The sequence below is a fragment of the Streptococcus parasanguinis genome (assembly GCF_001073155.1).
GTDB lineage: Bacteria > Bacillota > Bacilli > Lactobacillales > Streptococcaceae > Streptococcus > Streptococcus parasanguinis_D.
In genome coordinates this window covers 34,561-52,552 of sequence record NZ_JVEE01000030.1, presented here as the reverse complement: position 1 = coordinate 52,552, position 17,992 = coordinate 34,561, and the positions used below count along the sequence as shown (strand labels likewise).

Annotated in this window: 14 protein-coding genes; 6 read left to right on the top strand and 8 right to left on the bottom strand. The window is 41.2% G+C overall.

The features are described 5' to 3' along the window. Both ADH92_RS04555 and ADH92_RS04550 read left to right on the top strand, forming a co-directional pair. Window positions 1-1,212, top strand: coding sequence for an aminoacyltransferase (locus ADH92_RS04555; RefSeq protein WP_049497426.1), 1,212 nt, complete (start codon window positions 1-3; stop codon window positions 1,210-1,212). Window positions 1,213-1,217: 5 nt separating this feature from the next. Then, window positions 1,218-2,453 (top strand): aminoacyltransferase, encoded by a 1,236-nt coding sequence (locus tag ADH92_RS04550; protein ID WP_049497423.1) that lies wholly within the window; start codon window positions 1,218-1,220, stop codon window positions 2,451-2,453. Window positions 2,454-2,529: 76 nt separating this feature from the next. On the opposite strand, the gene tpiA is transcribed toward ADH92_RS04550, so the two are convergent. From tpiA to ftsW, 4 genes are all read right to left on the bottom strand, one after another. Then, window positions 2,530-3,288, bottom strand: a complete 759-nt coding sequence (gene tpiA / locus ADH92_RS04545) for a triose-phosphate isomerase (RefSeq protein WP_049497422.1) — start codon at window positions 3,286-3,288, stop codon at window positions 2,530-2,532. Between the two features lie 164 nt (window positions 3,289-3,452). Further along, on the bottom strand, window positions 3,453-4,649 hold the full coding sequence (gene tuf, locus ADH92_RS04540; RefSeq protein WP_003008055.1) for an elongation factor Tu: 1,197 nt from the start codon (window positions 4,647-4,649) through the stop codon (window positions 3,453-3,455). 279 nt (window positions 4,650-4,928) lie between these two features. After that, on the bottom strand, window positions 4,929-7,754 hold the full coding sequence (gene ppc, locus ADH92_RS04535; RefSeq protein ID WP_049497483.1) for a phosphoenolpyruvate carboxylase: 2,826 nt from the start codon (window positions 7,752-7,754) through the stop codon (window positions 4,929-4,931). A gap of 38 nt (window positions 7,755-7,792) precedes the next feature. Further along, window positions 7,793-9,034, bottom strand: a complete 1,242-nt coding sequence (gene ftsW / locus ADH92_RS04530; protein ID WP_049497420.1) for a cell division peptidoglycan polymerase FtsW — start codon at window positions 9,032-9,034, stop codon at window positions 7,793-7,795. Between the two features lie 248 nt (window positions 9,035-9,282). Between ftsW and ADH92_RS04525 the strand changes: the two genes are divergently transcribed. The 3 genes from ADH92_RS04525 (at window position 9,283) to ADH92_RS04515 (ending at window position 11,418) form a co-directional block, all read left to right on the top strand. Continuing rightward, window positions 9,283-10,158 (top strand): GH25 family lysozyme, encoded by an 876-nt coding sequence (locus ADH92_RS04525; protein ID WP_049497418.1) that lies wholly within the window; start codon window positions 9,283-9,285, stop codon window positions 10,156-10,158. A gap of 140 nt (window positions 10,159-10,298) precedes the next feature. Continuing rightward, entirely contained in the window at window positions 10,299-10,772 is a 474-nt protein-coding gene (locus tag ADH92_RS04520; RefSeq protein WP_049497416.1) for an aminoacyl-tRNA deacylase, read from the top strand. 22 nt (window positions 10,773-10,794) lie between these two features. Beyond that, on the top strand, window positions 10,795-11,418 hold the full coding sequence (locus ADH92_RS04515) for a histidine phosphatase family protein (protein ID WP_049497414.1): 624 nt from the start codon (window positions 10,795-10,797) through the stop codon (window positions 11,416-11,418). 36 nt (window positions 11,419-11,454) lie between these two features. On the opposite strand, the gene lysS is transcribed toward ADH92_RS04515, so the two are convergent. From lysS to ADH92_RS04495, 4 genes are all read right to left on the bottom strand, one after another. After that, window positions 11,455-12,945: a lysine--tRNA ligase gene (lysS, locus tag ADH92_RS04510; protein WP_003016025.1), complete on the bottom strand. Its 1,491-nt coding sequence runs from the start codon at window positions 12,943-12,945 to the stop codon at window positions 11,455-11,457. 270 nt (window positions 12,946-13,215) lie between these two features. Continuing rightward, the gene (locus ADH92_RS04505) at window positions 13,216-14,553 is read right to left on the bottom strand and encodes an ABC transporter permease (protein WP_049497412.1); all 1,338 of its coding nucleotides are present in this window, start codon (window positions 14,551-14,553) and stop codon (window positions 13,216-13,218) included. After that, window positions 14,553-15,248, bottom strand: a complete 696-nt coding sequence (locus ADH92_RS04500) for an ABC transporter ATP-binding protein (protein ID WP_003002759.1) — start codon at window positions 15,246-15,248, stop codon at window positions 14,553-14,555. Before ADH92_RS04500 ends, ADH92_RS04505 begins: the two co-directional genes overlap by 1 nt. Beyond that, window positions 15,232-16,389, bottom strand: coding sequence for an efflux RND transporter periplasmic adaptor subunit (locus ADH92_RS04495; RefSeq protein WP_049497410.1), 1,158 nt, complete (start codon window positions 16,387-16,389; stop codon window positions 15,232-15,234). Before ADH92_RS04495 ends, ADH92_RS04500 begins: the two co-directional genes overlap by 17 nt. A gap of 179 nt (window positions 16,390-16,568) precedes the next feature. Here ADH92_RS04495 and gorA point away from each other — a divergent pair, with 179 nt between their 5' ends. Next, entirely contained in the window at window positions 16,569-17,918 is a 1,350-nt protein-coding gene (gene gorA / locus ADH92_RS04490; protein ID WP_049497408.1) for a glutathione-disulfide reductase, read from the top strand. Window positions 17,919-17,992: the final 74 nt, after the last annotated feature.

Sequence of the window (17,992 nt, the reverse complement as noted above, 5' to 3'; positions counted from 1 at the left end):
ATGTACCATTACCAGCTAGGAATTTCAGCTAGTGAGCATGATGACTTTGTTATTCAGAGTGAACAAACCAATCTCTTACAAAGCAGCTCATGGGCAAAAATCAAAGATAATTGGGGAAATGAACGGGTTGGTTTTTATCAAGAAGACCAATTAGTCGCTGTTGCTAGCATCTTGATTCAACCCCTGCCACTTGGCTTTTCCATGCTTTACATTCCTCGAGGCCCAATCATGAATTACCAAAACAAAGAGCTGGTTTCCTATGTGATCCAGTCTCTTAAAAAAATTGCCAAACAATACAAGGCCTTGTTTGTGAAATTTGATCCAAGTCTTTTCTTGAGTAAACATTTGATTGGACAAGAACAGACGCAAGCTCCTGCTGTGCAAGCGATGATCGACACCTTAACTAAAGAAGGGGTTGAATGGACTGGCCGAACCAGTGATATGGCAGAAAATATCCAACCACGCTTTCAAGCAAATATCCACAAAGAGTTTTTCACTGAGCAAGATCTTTCAAAATCTACTCGACAAGCCATCCGAACTGCTCGAAACAAAGGGATCCATGTCCAATTTGGCGGGACTGAATTGTTGAAGGACTTTGCTTCTCTCATGAAAAAGACTGAGGCTCGTAAAAGCATTCATTTACGTGGAAAAGACTACTACGAAAAACTGCTCACTACCTACCAAGGACAATCCTACATTACTTTGTCTACTCTAGATCTCGAGGAACGGAAAACCTCCCTTATAAAAGATCTTGAAAAAAACAAGGCAGAGGCTGAAAAATTCACAGAAAAAACAAAGCCTGGCAAGGTTGAGAATAACCAAAAAGAAAAAGAGCGGATAGAGGAAGAACTGCAATTTCTTGAACAGCATCTCCAAGCAGGTAGACAGGTTGTTCCTTTATCTGGGACCTTAACCCTTGAATTCGGTGGGACGTCTGAAAATGTTTATGCAGGGATGGATGAAGAATTCCGCCGTTACCAACCTGCTATCCTCACCTGGTATGAAACTGCCCAACACGCTTTCGACCGTGGTGCTTCTTGGCAAAATATGGGGGGCATTGAAAATTCACTCGATGGTGGTCTCTATCATTTCAAATCAAAATTTAATCCTGTCATTGAAGAATTTGTTGGGGAATTCAACCTCCCAACCAGTCCACTCTATCCACTTGTAAACAAAGTCTACAAGGTCCGGAAAAAATTAAGGAGTAAATAAGTTACATGACTCTTACGACAATTTCAAAAGAAGAATTTACCTCATTCGCAAATACTGTCTCCCATCGCTCTTTTATCCAGTCTGCTGAAATGGCAGATCTGCTTGAAAAGCGAGGAAACACGGTCCAATTTATCGCTTGGAAACAAGAAGATCAAGTCCAAGTGGCAGCGATCTTGTACAGTCTTCCTATGACAGGTGGTCTCCATATGGAAATCAATTCTGGCCCCCTTTACCAAGAGGAGGCTATGCTAGAACCCTTCTATGCAGCTTTAAAAGACTATGCGAAAGAAAATGGAGCTATTGAACTCGTTATTAAGCCCTATGATACCTATCAAACTTTTGACAGTGACGGCAATCCAACCAGTGAAGAGCAAACCCATTTCATGGATACCCTTAAAAAATTGGGCTATCAGCATGATGGTTTAACAACAGGTTATCCAGGAGGAGAACCTGATTGGCATTATGTAAAAGACATGGAGGGCATCACCGAAAAAAATCTTCTTACGAGCTTCAGTAAAAAAGGAAAGCCACTTGTTAAGAAAGCTAAGGCTTTTGGCATTCAATTGAAACGGTTAAACAGAGATGAACTGCAGCTCTTCAAGGAAATTACTTCTTCTACCAGTGACCGTCGAGACTATCAAGATAAGACCTTAGATTATTACCAAACCTTCTATGATAGTTTTGGCGACAAAGTGGAATTTATGATTGCGACACTGAATTTCGAACACTATCTAGCAATATTACAATCAAAACATAATGATCTTCAATCTCAAATTAACCCTCTAATAGAAAAAGTTTCATCAGGTATTAATTCTGCGAAAGTAAATAAACAAATATCACAATTAAATCTGCAAATAAGTAAACTTTCCATTCGGATTAATGAAGCAAAGGAATATATTGAAAAATATGGAGATCAAGACGTCATTCTTGCAGGTAGCCTCTTCGTCTATATGCCACAAGAATCCACCTATTTATTCAGTGGCTCTTATACAGAATTTAATAAGTTCTATGCTCCTGCTGTTCTCCAAGAATATATGATGCTTGAAACCATCAAACGTGGTATCCCAAAATATAACTTCCTGGGTATTCAAGGAATCTTTGACGGGTCAGACGGTGTGCTTCGTTTCAAACAGAACTTCAATGGCTACATCGTCCGTAAGATGGGGACCTTCCGTTATTACCCAAATCCTCTGAAATACAAAATGATTTCTCTCATTAAGAAACTATTAGGACGTTCCTAACTCAAAAGACCAGCTTTGAAGCTGGTCTTTTCTTCTATAAAAAAAGACGAGAAACCTCTCGCCTTTTTATATGTCATTATTTAACAAAGTAAAGCAATGCCAAGAAGCTTTCTGGATCAAGTGATGCACCACCTACAAGAGCTCCGTCAACGTCTGGACAAGCCATGTATTCAGCAACGTTTTCAGGTTTCACTGAACCACCGTATTGAACACGTACTTTGTCAGCCACTTCTTGACCAAAGTCAGCAGCTACAACGTCACGAACAACTTTACACATTTTTTGTGCGTCGTCTTGTGAAGCTGATTTACCAGTACCGATCGCCCAGATTGGTTCGTAGGCGATAACTGTTGAAGCGACTTGTTCTGCAGTCAATCCAGCAAGAGCAGCTGATACTTGAGCCCCTACGAATTCTGCTGCTTTACCAGCTTCGTAAGTTTCAAGGCTTTCACCACAACAGATGATTGGAAGCATACCGTTCGCAAAGATTGCTTTTGCTTTTTTGTTGATATCTTCATCAGTTTCATGGAAGTAGTCACGACGTTCTGAGTGACCGATCACAACGTAGTCAGTACCGATTTCTTTCAAAACTTGTGGGCTAGTTTCACCAGTGAAGGCACCAGCATTTTCAAAGTAAGTGTTTTGGGCAGCAACTTTAAGGTCTGAACCTTTAGCAGCAGCAAGTACAGCTGTCAAGTCAACTGCAGGAGCTGCGATACCAGCTTCAACAAGATCAGCTGAAGGAAGTTTTGATGCTACAGCTTCAACGAATGCTTTTGCTTCTTCTGGATTTTTGTTCATTTTCCAGTTACCAGCGATAAATGGTTTACGTGACATTTCACATACCTCTTTTTTCTAATTTTATACTATCTATTTTACCATAATTTTCGCGATAATGAAAGTTTGCACAAGCTCATTTTACTTTTTACCAAAATAAAAACCCCATCTTCACGGGGTTTTATGTCTGTCTATATAATTGTTAATCTGGGAACTAGATCGAATTAAGCTTCGATTTCAGTAACCATACCTGAACCAACAGTACGTCCACCTTCACGGATTGAGAATGTAGTACCTTGTTCAACGGCGATTGGGTGGATCAACTCAACGTCGATAGTCACGTTATCACCAGGCATTACCATTTCAGTTCCTGCTGGAAGTTCGATAGATCCAGTTACGTCAGTTGTACGGAAGTAGAACTGTGGACGGTAGTTGTTGAAGAATGGAGTATGACGTCCACCTTCTTCTTTAGTAAGGATGTAAACTTCACCTTTGAATTTAGTGTGTGGGTTGATTGAACCTGGTTTAGCGATAACTTGTCCACGTTCGATTTCATCACGTTGGATACCACGAAGAAGCACACCAACGTTATCCCCTGCAAGACCTTCGTCAAGTTGTTTACGGAACATTTCAACACCAGTAACAACTGCTTTTTGGATTTCGTCTTTGATACCAACGATTTCGATTTCGTCGTTGACACGAACAACACCACGGTCGATACGTCCTGAAGCAACTGTACCACGTCCAGTGATTGAGAATACGTCTTCGACTGGAAGAAGCAATGGTTTGTCAGTATCGCGTTCTGGTTCTGGGATGTACTCATCAACAGTATCCATCAATTCCATGATGATGTCTTCATATTTAGAGTCACCTTCAAGAGCTTTAAGAGCTGAACCTTGGATAACTGGAAGGTCATCACCTGGGAAATCGTATTCTGAAAGAAGGTCACGGATTTCCATTTCAACCAATTCAAGCAATTCTTCATCGTCAACCAAGTCAACTTTGTTCATGAAGACGATCAAGTGTTTAACACCAACCTGACGTGAAAGAAGGATGTGTTCACGTGTTTGTGGCATTGGTCCGTCAGTTGAAGCTACTACAAGGATAGCTCCGTCCATTTGAGCGGCACCAGTGATCATGTTTTTAACGTAGTCCGCGTGTCCTGGAGCGTCGATGTGAGCGTAGTGACGTTTAGCAGTTTCGTACTCAACGTGTGCAGTGTTGATGGTGATACCGCGTTCGCGTTCTTCTGGAGCAGCATCGATAGACGCATAGTCTTTAGGCTGGTTAACTGATGAAGGCAAGCGACGTGCCAAAACAGTTGTGATTGCTGCAGTTAGGGTAGTTTTACCGTGGTCAACGTGTCCGATTGTACCGATGTTAACGTGCGGTTTACTACGATCGTATTTTTCTTTTGCCATTTGAGTAAAAGCCTCCAATAAAATATATTTTATAGATAGACAGTAGGCAATACAGTCTAACTTTCCTTACTATTCTATCGAATTTTAGATAAAATTGCAAGCCTTTTACCTATATTTTCTTAATTATTCCTCTTCTTTTCTTTTATTTTATCAGCTTGCTGAAAGATCCTGATCTAGCTTTGAAAATTCTCATTTAAAATCTGCTATTTAAGCCTTTCTGTACCTTTTGCTCCTTTGGGTTCAGGGAATAAAAAAATCGGAACAGTCGTTCCGATTTTTTTAACCTGAATTACGTAATCCTGTAGCCACTCCATTGATCGTAATATGGATTAGCTTGTCTTGATCGGCTGGTAATTGGCCGGTCCGTTGACGTCGAATCAGTTCTAACTGAATATAGTTCAAGACGTTAAAGTACGGCATCCGATAGTCCAAACTTTCTTTCAGATAAGGGTTCTCCGCGAGCAACTCGTCTTGTTCCTCAATCATCAAGATGATGTCCTTGGTCAATTGCCATTCATGTAAGATAATCTGATAGATATTGCGAACTTCTTCTTCTTCACACAATTGAGCGTACTCAAAGGCAATATCCATGTTGGCTTTGGATAAGACCATGTCCACATTTGACAAGAGAGATTGGAAGAAAGGCCAGTTTTTATACATGTATCGAAGGGTTTCGATATTCTCAGGATCCTCATCGATAAATTCCTTAAAGCTAGAACCTACTCCGTACCAACCAGGGAACATCACCCGACTTTGTGACCATGAGAAGACCCATGGGATAGCACGCAAACCACCGATTTCTGTAATGGTCTTACGAGCAGCAGGACGTGAACCAATATTAAAGCTTGAAATTGCTTTGATCGGACTTGATTCAAAGAAGTAGTCATAGAAGTGCTCATTTCCAAAGACCAAATCACGATAGATATCGTAACTGCGATTCACGACTTTATCCATGACTTCCCCGAAACGATCAAACATAGAGAATGGACTCTTTTGTTCGGCAATCATTCGGTTAATGGTTGCAGAGACGAGCATCTCAAGGTTGTAGTAAGCAGCATCTTTATTTCCATATTTATTGCCGATTACTTCCCCTTGCTCAGTTAAGCGGATACGGTCATTAATGGATTTCAATGGTTGAGACGTGATGGCTTCATAAGTAGGACCTCCACCACGACCAACAGTACCACCACGACCATGGAAGAAGGTAATCTTCACTCCAAACTCATCTCCGATAGCGGTCAATTGTTGTTGAGCTTTAAAGAGGGTCCAGCAAGAAGACAAGTATCCACCATCTTTGTTGGAATCAGAATAACCTAACATAATCTCTTGGTAGTTGTTCTTAGAAGCAATCCAACGTTTGGCAATCGGAAGAGACAAGTAACTTCTCATGGTTTCTTCTGAGTGATCCAAATCTTCGATGGTTTCAAACAAAGGCACGATTTGCACACGAGCTTTTTCCGTATCGACTAAGCCCACTTCTTTCAACATCACAGCCAATTCCAACATATCTGACACACTGGTTGCATGAGAAATGATGTTTTGACGAATGACTTCTTCTCCTAAACGATCCTTCAATTCACGGGCCGTTTGGAAAATCGCTAATTCTTTTTCAAGCAGTTCAGATTTTTCAGCATGAGTTGCTGATAAAATACGTGGGTCTTCTAAGAGTTCTTTCAAGAGAACTTGACACTTTTCATCCTCTGATAAATCAGAATAATGGTCATTAATTCCAGCTGATTTCAACAATTCAGCCACACAGGCTTCATGCACACTAGAATCTTGTCGCATATCAATAGAAGCTAGATAGAACCCAAAAACATCGATAGCTTCTAGAAGTTCTGCAAACTCACCAGAAATTAAATACTCTGATTTGTTTTCTAACAAGGAATCTTTGATCTTTTCAAGGTCTTCTTTAAATTCTTTAGCTGATGCATAAGCTGGAGCTTCTTTCTCAGAAATTTTCTTTAGAGCTCCAGAGATACGATTGCCGATATAATCAGAAACTGGCCCTTGTTGATGAGCGTTTGCCCCTAATAATCTCTCAACAGCATAACGATCTTCTCTGGTTTCTCCCACCATCGTCCATTCTTTTAAATTGACCAAGGTTTGGATCATTTTTGATTGGATATAGTGGAAAGCCCGACGGTAAGGTTCTTTTTCACGAAAGACGGATGTATCACTGGATAGGGCTGCCATTTCAGCTACTGCTTCACTTGTTTTAGAAAGACTCGTTGAAAGGGAGAAATGACGGTATAATTTAGAAATCTTTTCGATGTAATAGTTCAAAATGACTTCGCTTTGAATAGTTGCTGAACGCTTCAAGGTCTCAGCTGTTACAAACGGATTCCCGTCCCGGTCTCCCCCAATCCACATGCCCATTGTGATCGGACGTGGTTGTTCAAGCTCCAATCCATGCTCTTTTGCCAAGCGTTTGTATTCCAACATAAGATTTGGAACAGCTTGTAAGAAAGAGCTATTGTAATATTCCATGACATTGGTGATCTCATTGGTAACCTTCAATTTTTTGTCACGAATCATATCCGTTTGCATCATGATTTCGATATTACAACGAAGGTTGTTATACCACTTATTCTCATTCATTAAACCAGCTTTAACATCCCGGTGCTGACGAAGAAGAGCATGAATATGATTGGTTAGATCCAGCATGGTTTTTCGTTGCACTTGAGTTGGATGGGCTGTTAAAACAGGTACAATATTGAGATTTTCAAGAATTTCTTGTGCATCTTCATTTTTTGCAACTTCTTTAATGGTTGAAGAAAGTTTTCCGAGGTATTCACCATCCACGTTATTCAAATGATTGATTTCATAGGCCAAATCGACATCTTCTGAGATGTTAATCAAGAGTGGTAAAATGGCAAAATAACGTGAAATCACTGTCATTTCTTCATTTGTCAATTGTTCCACTATTTGATTCAACTCACGATAGTTCTGTGTTTTTGATAGATCCTTCAACTGCGTAATTTTATCAAAGGTTTCCGGACGAACCAAATTTTTCGTAATATCATCTAATAAATTGGTTAAGATTTCGGCTTCTTCTTTGATAATATCTTTATTTGTGAAGTTCTCTAATTTTTGTAAGACCATTTTTTCTCCTTTTTGAATAGCCATTCAACAATTCCCTTTTAATAATAAGGTTTGATTTTACCTTTTTCTTCAAAAACCATGCCTTCTTGTTCCATCTTAGCCCGTTTTTCACTAGCGTCGATATTCAAAACGAAAGCAATCGCTACGGATAATACCCATAAGCTATTTCCCCCTTGGGATAAGAAGGGGAAGGTCACTCCTGTAGACGGAATCAAACCAGAAATTCCTCCGATGTTAATGAAGGTTTGCACTAAGATCATCCCACCAATCCCAATGGCCATCATCGAATTAAAAGGATTCTTTGCTCGAATACCGACTAAAATGATCCGAAGAATTAAGAAGAATAAGAGAGCAAGGATCAAGCTAGCTCCAACAAAACCTAATTCTTCAATCACAATTGCAAACACAAAGTCTGTGTGCGCTTCTGGTAAGTAACCTTGTTTTTCAATGGAATTTCCTAGCCCCAAGCCAAACCAACCACCATTACTCATGGCATAGTATGAATTAGCTAATTGGTGGCCTGCGCCAGACAAGTCATTAAAGGGGTTAAAGAAGGCACTAAAACGTTTGGCTACATAACCAAATACAGGAATTTTAGCGACACGGTCCACACCGATGATCCATATTGAACCAAGGACAATGGTGGATACTCCAACAACTAAACCAAGTAAAGAGGTAAACCAACGATAGCCCACTCCACTAGCCGTAATCATGATCAAGACTGTTAAGGCCAAGATCGTCGCATTTCCCAAGTCCGGCATAATCACAACGATTCCAATCAAAATCAAGGTCAGCCAACGCCAATCGTTTAAATTCCTTGGAATCCATTCATTATGGGTCAAGGCTTGATAATCATAATCGCGTATCTCGTCTTGTCGTTTCGAAAAGATCAAAGCCAGATACCAGACTAAGATCACCTTAAGGTACTCGGCTGGCTGGATACTGAATCCTCCAGGAATGGTCAACCAACCATGAGCTCCATTGACCGTATCTGTGATAAACCTAGACAAAATCAACAAAATCACTTCAGCAAAAATGACAACAGCCAGTACTTTTTTATTTCGAAGGAAATCTAAGCTAAATTTATAAATCAGGGCGATGGTTAGGAGACTAAGGATAAAAAAGAGCCCCTGTGTCCGTACCATCCGAATCGAACTCACTCCACTTTGAATTGCCAAGGCACTTGTTGTCGAATAGACAACAATCAAGCCAATGATGGATAAAATCAAATAGGGAATGAGGATGGAATAATTTAAAAGATGTCTTTTTTCAATTTTCATAATTCACCATATTCCTAATGTTCAACCTTCATTATATCATTTTTAAGAAGCAAAACCAAGGAAAGGCCAGAAAAGATTCGGCTTCTTCCCAATTTTCAAGAAATATTCTAATCATTCTTCTTATTTTCATATATTTTTATCCTTTTTCGATGAAAAGATTCCTTTTTTTTGAAAATAATGGCTGAAATCAGCATCTTTTAAGCATTAAGTTTTGCCTTTTCGTTTTTTTTACGGTAAAATGTTTCTGTATGAGAAAAAGGATAAAACCCGTTGTTCTCTTGGTCTTTTTTATCGGTATCATTTCTTTTCTCGTTCTTTCACGAACGATTGCCGATCTACAAGCCAGAGAGCGACAAGAAACAACCAAAACCATTCCGAACTCCAATACACCTCGAAAAACAACTACTGCAAGCTCTTCTTCTAAAAAAGAAGAAGACATCAATCCAGAACTGGTTGGCCGCCCGATCATTGATATTTCAGGCTGGCAATTGCCTAGTGAAATTGATTACGATGTCCTCTCCCAAAATGTGGGAGGTGTAATCGTTCGTGTCCATAGTGGGGCTCAAGCGAAAAAGGAAAATGCAGCAACCTACTTAAATGGTCTGGATAAATCTTTTAAAACCCATATCCAAGAATTCCAAAAACGAAATATCCCTGTCGCAGTCTATGCTTATGTCGCTGCTAAGGATAAAAAAGAAATGGAAAAAGAAGCAGAAGAATTTTACAAGGCTGCTTCTCCTTACAAACCGACCTACTATTGGTTAGACGTTGAGGAAAAAACCATGAAGGATATGAATGCAGGCGTTGAAGCTTTCCGAGCAAAACTACAAGCTTTGGGTGCAAAAAATATTGGACTCTATATCGGAACTTACTTCATGGAAGAACACAGTATCTCCACTGATAAATTTACGGCTCTTTGGATTCCTACTTATGGATTTGATGATGGCTACTATAATGCTGCACCAGATACCAACACGGAGTACGACTTGCATCAATATACCTCTCAAGGGCAATTAAATGGATTCTCACACTACTTGGATCTCAACCAAATTGCTCCGACGCAAGACCAAGAAGCGATTTATCGGAAACTTTTCAAGGTACAAAAAGATAACTCTTCCTCATAGCCTTAAAACAGCAGATCAAGTGATCTTCACTTTTTCTGCTGTTTTCTATTTTTCAGGAGAAGGCAATATTGCCGCTATTATATGTTATAATGGTCTAATGAAATCTGATTTTGTAGAGAAAAAGAGAAAAGGAGAAAGCCATGGCAAAAAAAAATAAAGTAAAAAAAACCTTGGTCGAGCAGATCTTGACAAAAGCAAAAATTGAGCACGTAGGCCTACAAATCAACGCTTTAGAAGGGATCTTACCAGAAGGGATTGATCGCTCTACTATTTTCAAAACCCTAGCTCTCAAAGGAGATAAAACGGGGCCCGTGATTGGGATCATTCCTATTACGGAGCATCTTTCAGAGAAAAAATTGGCCAAATTATCGGGAAATAAGAAAGTGGCTATGATTCCTCAAAAGGATCTCGAAAAAACCACAGGTTATATTCATGGTGCCAATAATCCGGTGGGCATTCGTCAAAAGCATCCTTTCCCAATCTTTATCGATGAATCAGCCCTTCAGTTAGAGAGCATGATCGTATCTGCTGGGGAAATCGGCCATAGTATTCAAATCAAACCACAACTTCTAGCAGACTTCGTACAAGCGACTTTTGCAGATATTTTAGAATAATGACAGAGAAGGAGACAAGATTGTGAAACTATATTTTATTCGACACGGACGGACAGAATGGAATGAAGAAGGACGTTTTCAGGGATCAAATGGCGATTCTCCGCTGTTACCAGCCTCTATTCATCAGCTTGAAAAATTAGGAAAGCACCTAGCTAGTGTTCCTTTTGATGCAGCCTTTGCAAGTGATCTGCCACGAACAGTCCATACCGCAAAGATCATCCTCGATCAATTGGAGACACCTCTAGAATTGCAAGCAACGCCTGCTCTTCGTGAGTGGAATTTAGGAAAACTGGAAGGTGCTAAAATTTCTACCATTTCAGCTATCTATCCCCAACAAATGGATGCCTTTCGCCATAACCTAGCCCGCTTTCAAAATGAAATCTTTGATGCAGAATCTGTCTATGAAACGACCAAACGTACCTGTGATTTTGTAAAAAGCCTGAAAGGAAAAGAGCTCGATACTGTTCTCATCGTTGGACATGGGGCTAATTTGACAGCTTCTATTCGAACCTTGCTTGGTTATGACACAGGAGAACTCCGCAAAAATGGCGGACTAGATAATGCCAGCGTGACGATTCTGACAACAGATGATTTTGAGCACTATCACTTAGACACTTGGAACGACACCTCTTATATGGAAGACTAAAAAACACTGATCTTGCGATCAGTGTTTTCTTTTAGCTTATTTCATAGTTGGGAAGAGTAGGACGTCGCGAATTGTTGTTACATTGGTCAACAACATAACGAGACGGTCAATACCAATTCCAAGTCCACCTGTTGGTGGCATACCATATTCAAGGGCTTCAACATAGTCATAGTCGATGCCTGTAGCTTCGTCATCTCCCAATTCTTTGGCACGCGCTTGCGCTTCAAACCGTTGCAATTGATCGATTGGATCATTCAATTCCGTGAAGGCATTGGCATACTCTTTGGTCATGATAAAGAGTTCGAAACGGTCAGTGAAGCGTGGATCTTCTGGATTTTTCTTAGCGAGTGGTGATACTGCTACTGGGTGACCGTAAACAAAAGTTGGTTGAGTCAAGGTTTCTTCAACGAATTCTTCGAAGAAGGCATTGATAATTTGTCCCACTTCTGTGTAGTGTTTTTCAACTGGTACATGTTTTTCGTTTGCAAGTGCTACAGCTTCTTCAAAGGTCATGTCTTGCCAGAAGTCAACACCTGTGATTTCTTTAATCGCATCAACCATGTGAACCCGTTTGAATGGTTCATTGATTTTGATTTCTGTTCCTTGGTAGTCGATTGGACCATCACCATGGACAGCTTTCGCAGCATGTTGGATGATACCTTCTGTCAAGTCCATGATATCGTGGAAATCAGCGTAAGCTTGATACACTTCGATCGAAGTGAATTCAGGGTTGTGAGTAGCATCCATTCCCTCGTTACGGAAAATCCGTCCGATTTCGTAAACACGTTCCATCCCACCAACAATCAAACGTTTCAAGTGAAGCTCCGTCGCGATACGAAGCACCATATCAATGTTTTGTGCATTGTGATGAGTGATAAATGGTTTAGCAGCCGCACCCCCAGCTTCATTGTGAAGCACTGGTGTTTCCACTTCAAGGAATCCTTGACCATCTAAATAACGACGGATTTCAGAGATGATTTTTGAACGGGTTACAAAGCGTTCGAAGCTTTCACGGTTTGAAATCAAATCCAAATAACGTTTGCGATAGATGGTTTCAACATCTGAAAGTCCGTGGAATTTTTCAGGCAAGGGACGAAGGGCTTTTGACAAGTGAGTGATATGAGTTGCTTTAATCGAAAGTTCACCCATGTCTGTGCGCATGATTTCCCCTTCAACACCAAGGAAATCACCAAGGTCTGCTTTTTTGAAGATTTCGTAGTTTTCTTCTCCAACAGCGTCCTTACGAACGTAGATCTGAATTTGACCTTCACGGTCTTGAAGATGGGCAAAGCCAACCTTTCCTTTTCCACGTTTTGTTACGAGACGACCAGCAATAATAGCTGTTTCGTTCAAGTCGTGGAGTTGTTCTTTATCTAATTCTGAATATTTTTCTTTTAATTGACCTGAATTTGCAGTGCGTTCGAATCGCTTCCCAAATGGATCGATTCCTTGTTCACGAAGGGCCGCCATTTTCTCACGACGGACAATCTGCTGGTCATTCAATTCTTCCATGTGTTCAGTAGTCATTTGGAACCTCCTAAGTTATTCTCCCCTATTCTATCATATTTGGACCAGAAATTCACTAATATTTACCAATTAAACAAAAATAAGATGGAAGAAAAAATGCAGCTTATTGAATGAATACTCAAAAACATCTGAAGACCGTCGTTGACTACCTAAATAGCTTGACTTGTATAATACGAGATGATTGAAAAATTTCGACAAGCTATTCCACAACAGCAGCAAAAAGGAGCGTGGAGAATCTTGAACCATTCATCCTGACACGCTCCTATTTTTTTATTCATAACGAAGGGCTTCGATCGGGTTTAACTTAGAAGCCTTATTCGCTGGTAAAATTCCAAAGATGATGCCTACAAAAGCAGAGAAAATAATACTGCCGATGGCGACATTTAAGGAGATAATCGGTGGTCCTTCTAGGGAGGCTGCTGCGAGTGTAGTAATCAAGCTATTTACACCATAAGCAAGGCCAAGTCCAATCAGCCCACCAATGATGGTCAAGACCATCGACTCAATCAAAAATTGAACCAAAATCTTACCTCTGGTTGCTCCCAATGCTTTGCGAAGACCGATTTCTCTCGTCCGTTCGGTAACAGAAACCAACATGATATTCATGACTCCAATGCCACCAACTAAGAGGGAAATCCCAGCAATAGCTCCGATGACTGATGTCATAAATCCTACTACTTTATTGGTTTCCTCTAAGATGCTATCCAAATTAAAGATTTGAAATTCTCCCTGGCGAACACCTGAAAGTTCTGTTAACTTTTGAGCAGCTTCGATCCCAACGGTTTTGATCTGTTTCACATCCGGCACATGGACGACAATATTTTGAATTTCATCCGTTCCGAATTCAGATGCCAGCTGGGTATTGGCCATCAAGGCACTTCCACCTGAGGAAGCTCCGTAAAGAGCTGTTCCTGCATTTGGATCCTTGAAAATACCAACGACGCGATAATTGTTATCCCCAACAGAGACCACCTGATTCAGTGGATTCTCCGTTCCAAATAATTGTTGGGCCAATCCTTCATCAAGGAGCACCACCCGGGAGAAATTACTATAGTCTGAAGGGGTTAATTTGCGTCCAGATAAGAGCTCAACCTTTTTGACAGAAAAATAGGTTTCATTTACCCCTTGGATGTTTACCCCTTCTGCTTTTTTCTTTTGAAAAGCAATGGTTGCATTGGAGGTATTGCTAACATAGTAACCATCGATGCCTTGAATCTTGGTTAATTCCTTAACCCAAGATTCTTGCACAACTGGTGGTGCTTCTTGGACTTGACCATCAACATCTTCAGCGTTTTCCCCATCGATATCCGATGGAGCAGCCATCCCTCGGTCTTCAGCTGCAGGTCCACTTTCGCCTCCGCCTTCTCCTGTATCTTCAGAAGGGCCAATATTGATTCCTGTTACATAGCCACTCTTATTGGGAGAATAGGAGATTTGTACATACTCTTGGTCCTTGGTGAAGGTCTTGGTGACACCAGCTTTCATACCATCTCCCAGAGCCATGATGACAACGACAGAAGCGACCCCAATAATGATCCCCACCATGGTCAAGAAAGACCGTAATTTATGGCTCATAATTGAGCTGATCGCAAATTTCCAATTTTGCATTAGGTCCCCCTTTCCAGCTTGCTATCTGAGGAGATCACTCCATCACGAATGACGATGCGACGATGCGCAAAGGCTGCAATTTCTGGCTCGTGTGTAACCATGATAATGGTTTTTCCTTCTTGGTTTAGCTTGGTTAACAAGTCCATTATTTGCTCCCCCGTCTTGGTATCTAGGGCTCCAGTCGGCTCATCTGCTAAGACGATGGCTGGCTGATTGACAAGGGCTCGAGCAATCGCAACCCGCTGTTTTTGACCCCCTGAGAGTTCCGAAGGCAAATGGTGCATGCGAGAATGGAGCTCTACCTTTTCAAGGTACTGCTCAGCTAATTCCTTCCGTTTAGCAGGATGAACTCCTGCATAAATGAGAGGCAGTTCCACATTTTGAAAGGCATTGAGCTTAGAGAGAAGAAAGAATTGTTGAAAGACAAAACCGATCTGTTCATTTCGAACACGTGCTAATTTTTTCTCACTGAGATTTCCAACCTCCTGACCTTCTAGAAAATACTCTCCACTGGTCGGGCGATCCAACAAGCCAATGACGTTCATCAAGGTCGATTTTCCTGAGCCAGATGGACCCATAATAGCCACAAATTCTCCCTCTTCGACTTCTAAATCGATGTCTTTTAAGACACGAAGTTCCTGATCCCCATTTTTATAGGTTTTATTGATTCCTTTTAGTTCAATCAATTTTGTCATATTTTCCGATCTCTTTTCCATCTTCCAGTTTCTCATTAGGATTCACAATAACTTGAGCATCTTTCTTCAAGCCTGACAAGATTTCCTGGTTTTCAGCATCGGCGTTACCAAGCGTCACTTTTACTTTCTTAGCCTTGCCATTTTCGACCGTCCATACATAGCTCGTATCCCCATCAGCCATGATACTTGTCACGGGAACAAGGGGATGTTGAGTAGAACTTTTGACTTCAATATTGACAGAAAAGCCTTGTTTGAGTTCTCCAATCTCACTGGTAATATCCACTGTAAATGGGTACTTGGCTCCACCGCTTCCTTGTGTTCCACCTGCTGCATTGGCACCTGCTTGACCCGCGTCAGTCGGATAGTTGGCTACATAAGAAATCTTTCCTGTCCAGGTTTTATCCGGATAAACCTTGGAAGTGATGACCACTTCCTGACCCTCAGAGATATTGGCCAAATTGTATTCAGACAATTCCCCTTTGACTTGTAAATTCCCGTTGCTCACAATGTGAACCAGAGTTTGGTTGGTCCCTGTAGTCGATTTTGAAACATCTTTATTGACTTCAACGACAGTACCATCTGTATTACTCTTGACTGTCGTCGCATCCAGAAGTGCCTTAGCCTTGTTCATATTATCAACTGCATCAGACTTGGCATCTCGTAAATCGCTAGCTTGAGAATCAACAGTGCGTTGGGTCTGTGAAGCTGACTTGGCATCTGCTTCTTCATCTCCTGTCGTATCAATGGTCACACCATTTGTCAGTAAATCATTTAACTGACGATCTGCCTTATTGACAGCACGAACGGCTGCATCGTAGGCTGTTTGGGCCTCCGTACTGCTATATTGAACGATTGGCTGACCGGCCGTCACTTGATCTCCTACATTGACCAAAATCGACTGCAAATCACCTTTGGTTCCATCAAAATAGACATACTGCTCCTGGTTGGCAGTGACCTTCCCAGTTAACAAGACAGAAGAAGCGATCGAGCCATCCTTGACCGTTTGTACCATTGGAGTTTCTTTCGTGATTGCTTGATCAGGAGTACTTGGATGTGAAAACACCATCACACTTCCTGTTCCAATCACCGCAATTGCCGCACCTGCGGCTGTAAATAGTTGCCATTTTTTCAATTTCTTCATCGTTTTTCTCCATCAAAGAAAGCGTTTAATTCTATACCATAGTATACCATATTTCCTTACTTTTCTATCTAAAATTGACACGGCAAAATGAAATTTAAATGCTTGGTAACATGCTAAACCCTTGACTTTTGTAACAGTTGATATTACAATCAAACTGAAATCCCATTTAGGAGGAAAACATGAAAGAATTTGATATTATTTCAATCGGTGGAGGTAGTGGAGGAATCGCTACGATGAACCGGGCTGGGGAGCACGGAGCTCGCGCTGCCGTCATTGAAGAAAAACAATTGGGGGGCACCTGTGTCAACAGAGGATGTGTGCCTAAAAAAATCATGTGGTATGGTGCACAAATTGCAGAAGCTATTCGCGATTATGGACCAGACTATGGATTTACTTCTGAACAGACAAAATTTGATTTTGCAACCTTAAGAAAAAATCGCGAAGCCTATATTGACCGTTCCCGTAATTCCTATGATGGCAGTTTCAAACGCAATGGGGTTGAACGAATTGAAGGACGTGCCCGTTTTGTGGATGCTCATACGGTTGAGGTCAATGGAGAAACCATTAAGGCCAAGCATATCGTAATTGCGACCGGTGCCCATCCCTTCATTCCTTCTGTTCCTGGAGCAGAATTCGGCGAAACTTCTGATGATGTCTTTGCTTGGGAAAAACTGCCAAGTTCCGTTGCCATTATTGGAGCTGGCTACATCGCGGTGGAACTAGCTGGTGTGCTCCACCATTTAGGCGTTCAAACAGACCTCTTCATCCGAAAAGATCGGGTTTTACGTAGTTTTGATTCCTACATTATCGATGGCTTAATGGAAGAAATGGAAAAACAAAACCTTCCGCTTCACAAACACAAGGTTCCCATGAAGCTTGAAAAATTAGAAGACGGTCGTGTGAAGATTTATTTTGAGGATATGACCAGCCACGTGGCAGATCATGTTATCTGGGCAACAGGACGAAAACCAAATGTCCAGGATCTCAATCTAGAAGCTGCCGGCGTCACCTTAAATGAAAAAGGATTCATCGCAGTGGATGAATACCAGAATACAGTTATTCCAGGAATCTATGCTCTTGGGGATGTCACAGGAGAAAAAGAATTAACCCCTGTCGCTATTAAAGCTGGACGCACTCTTTCTGAACGACTATTCAATGGAAAAGTCAATGCCAAAATGGATTATACAAACATCCCGACCGTTGTCTTTTCTCACCCCGCTGTCGGAACCGTTGGCCTAACGGAGGAAGAAGCCCAGAAAACTTATGGAAAAGAGAATATCAAAGTCTATACTTCTCAATTTGCTTCCATGTACACTGCTGTAACCCAACACCGCCAGCAAGCAAAATTCAAACTCATCACTGCTGGTCCCGAAGAAAGGGTCGTTGGCCTTCATGGTCTTGGATACGGAGTCGATGAAATGATCCAAGGATTTGCAGTTGCTATCAAGATGGGAGCGACAAAAGCCGATTTCGATGCAACTGTCGCCATTCACCCAACCGGATCCGAAGAATTCGTGACAATGAGATAAAACATAAGAGGCTGGGACAAAAGTCCTAGCCTCTCAATTGTTTTTGGATTGTCGAGCAAGACGCAGTGGTTGAG

What these genes read in the sequence shown, in the direction of transcription:
- lysS (WP_003016025.1), bottom strand. Translation starts at nt 12,945, where the DNA reads ATGACTACTGAACACATGGAAGAATTGAATGACCAGCAGATTGTCCGT.
- ftsW (WP_049497420.1), bottom strand. Translation starts at nt 9,034, where the DNA reads ATGAAAATTGAAAAAAGACATCTTTTAAATTATTCCATCCTCATTCCC.
- ADH92_RS04550 (WP_049497423.1), top strand. Translation starts at nt 1,218, where the DNA reads ATGACTCTTACGACAATTTCAAAAGAAGAATTTACCTCATTCGCAAAT.
- tpiA (WP_049497422.1), bottom strand. Translation starts at nt 3,288, where the DNA reads ATGTCACGTAAACCATTTATCGCTGGTAACTGGAAAATGAACAAAAAT.
- gorA (WP_049497408.1), top strand. Translation starts at nt 16,569, where the DNA reads ATGAAAGAATTTGATATTATTTCAATCGGTGGAGGTAGTGGAGGAATC.
- ADH92_RS04555 (WP_049497426.1), top strand. Translation starts at nt 1, where the DNA reads ATGTACCATTACCAGCTAGGAATTTCAGCTAGTGAGCATGATGACTTT.
- ADH92_RS04500 (WP_003002759.1), bottom strand. Translation starts at nt 15,248, where the DNA reads ATGACAAAATTGATTGAACTAAAAGGAATCAATAAAACCTATAAAAAT.
- ADH92_RS04495 (WP_049497410.1), bottom strand. Translation starts at nt 16,389, where the DNA reads ATGAAGAAATTGAAAAAATGGCAACTATTTACAGCCGCAGGTGCGGCA.
- ppc (WP_049497483.1), bottom strand. Translation starts at nt 7,754, where the DNA reads ATGGTCTTACAAAAATTAGAGAACTTCACAAATAAAGATATTATCAAA.
- ADH92_RS04520 (WP_049497416.1), top strand. Translation starts at nt 10,299, where the DNA reads ATGGCAAAAAAAAATAAAGTAAAAAAAACCTTGGTCGAGCAGATCTTG.
- tuf (WP_003008055.1), bottom strand. Translation starts at nt 4,649, where the DNA reads ATGGCAAAAGAAAAATACGATCGTAGTAAACCGCACGTTAACATCGGT.
- ADH92_RS04525 (WP_049497418.1), top strand. Translation starts at nt 9,283, where the DNA reads ATGAGAAAAAGGATAAAACCCGTTGTTCTCTTGGTCTTTTTTATCGGT.
- ADH92_RS04505 (WP_049497412.1), bottom strand. Translation starts at nt 14,553, where the DNA reads ATGCAAAATTGGAAATTTGCGATCAGCTCAATTATGAGCCATAAATTA.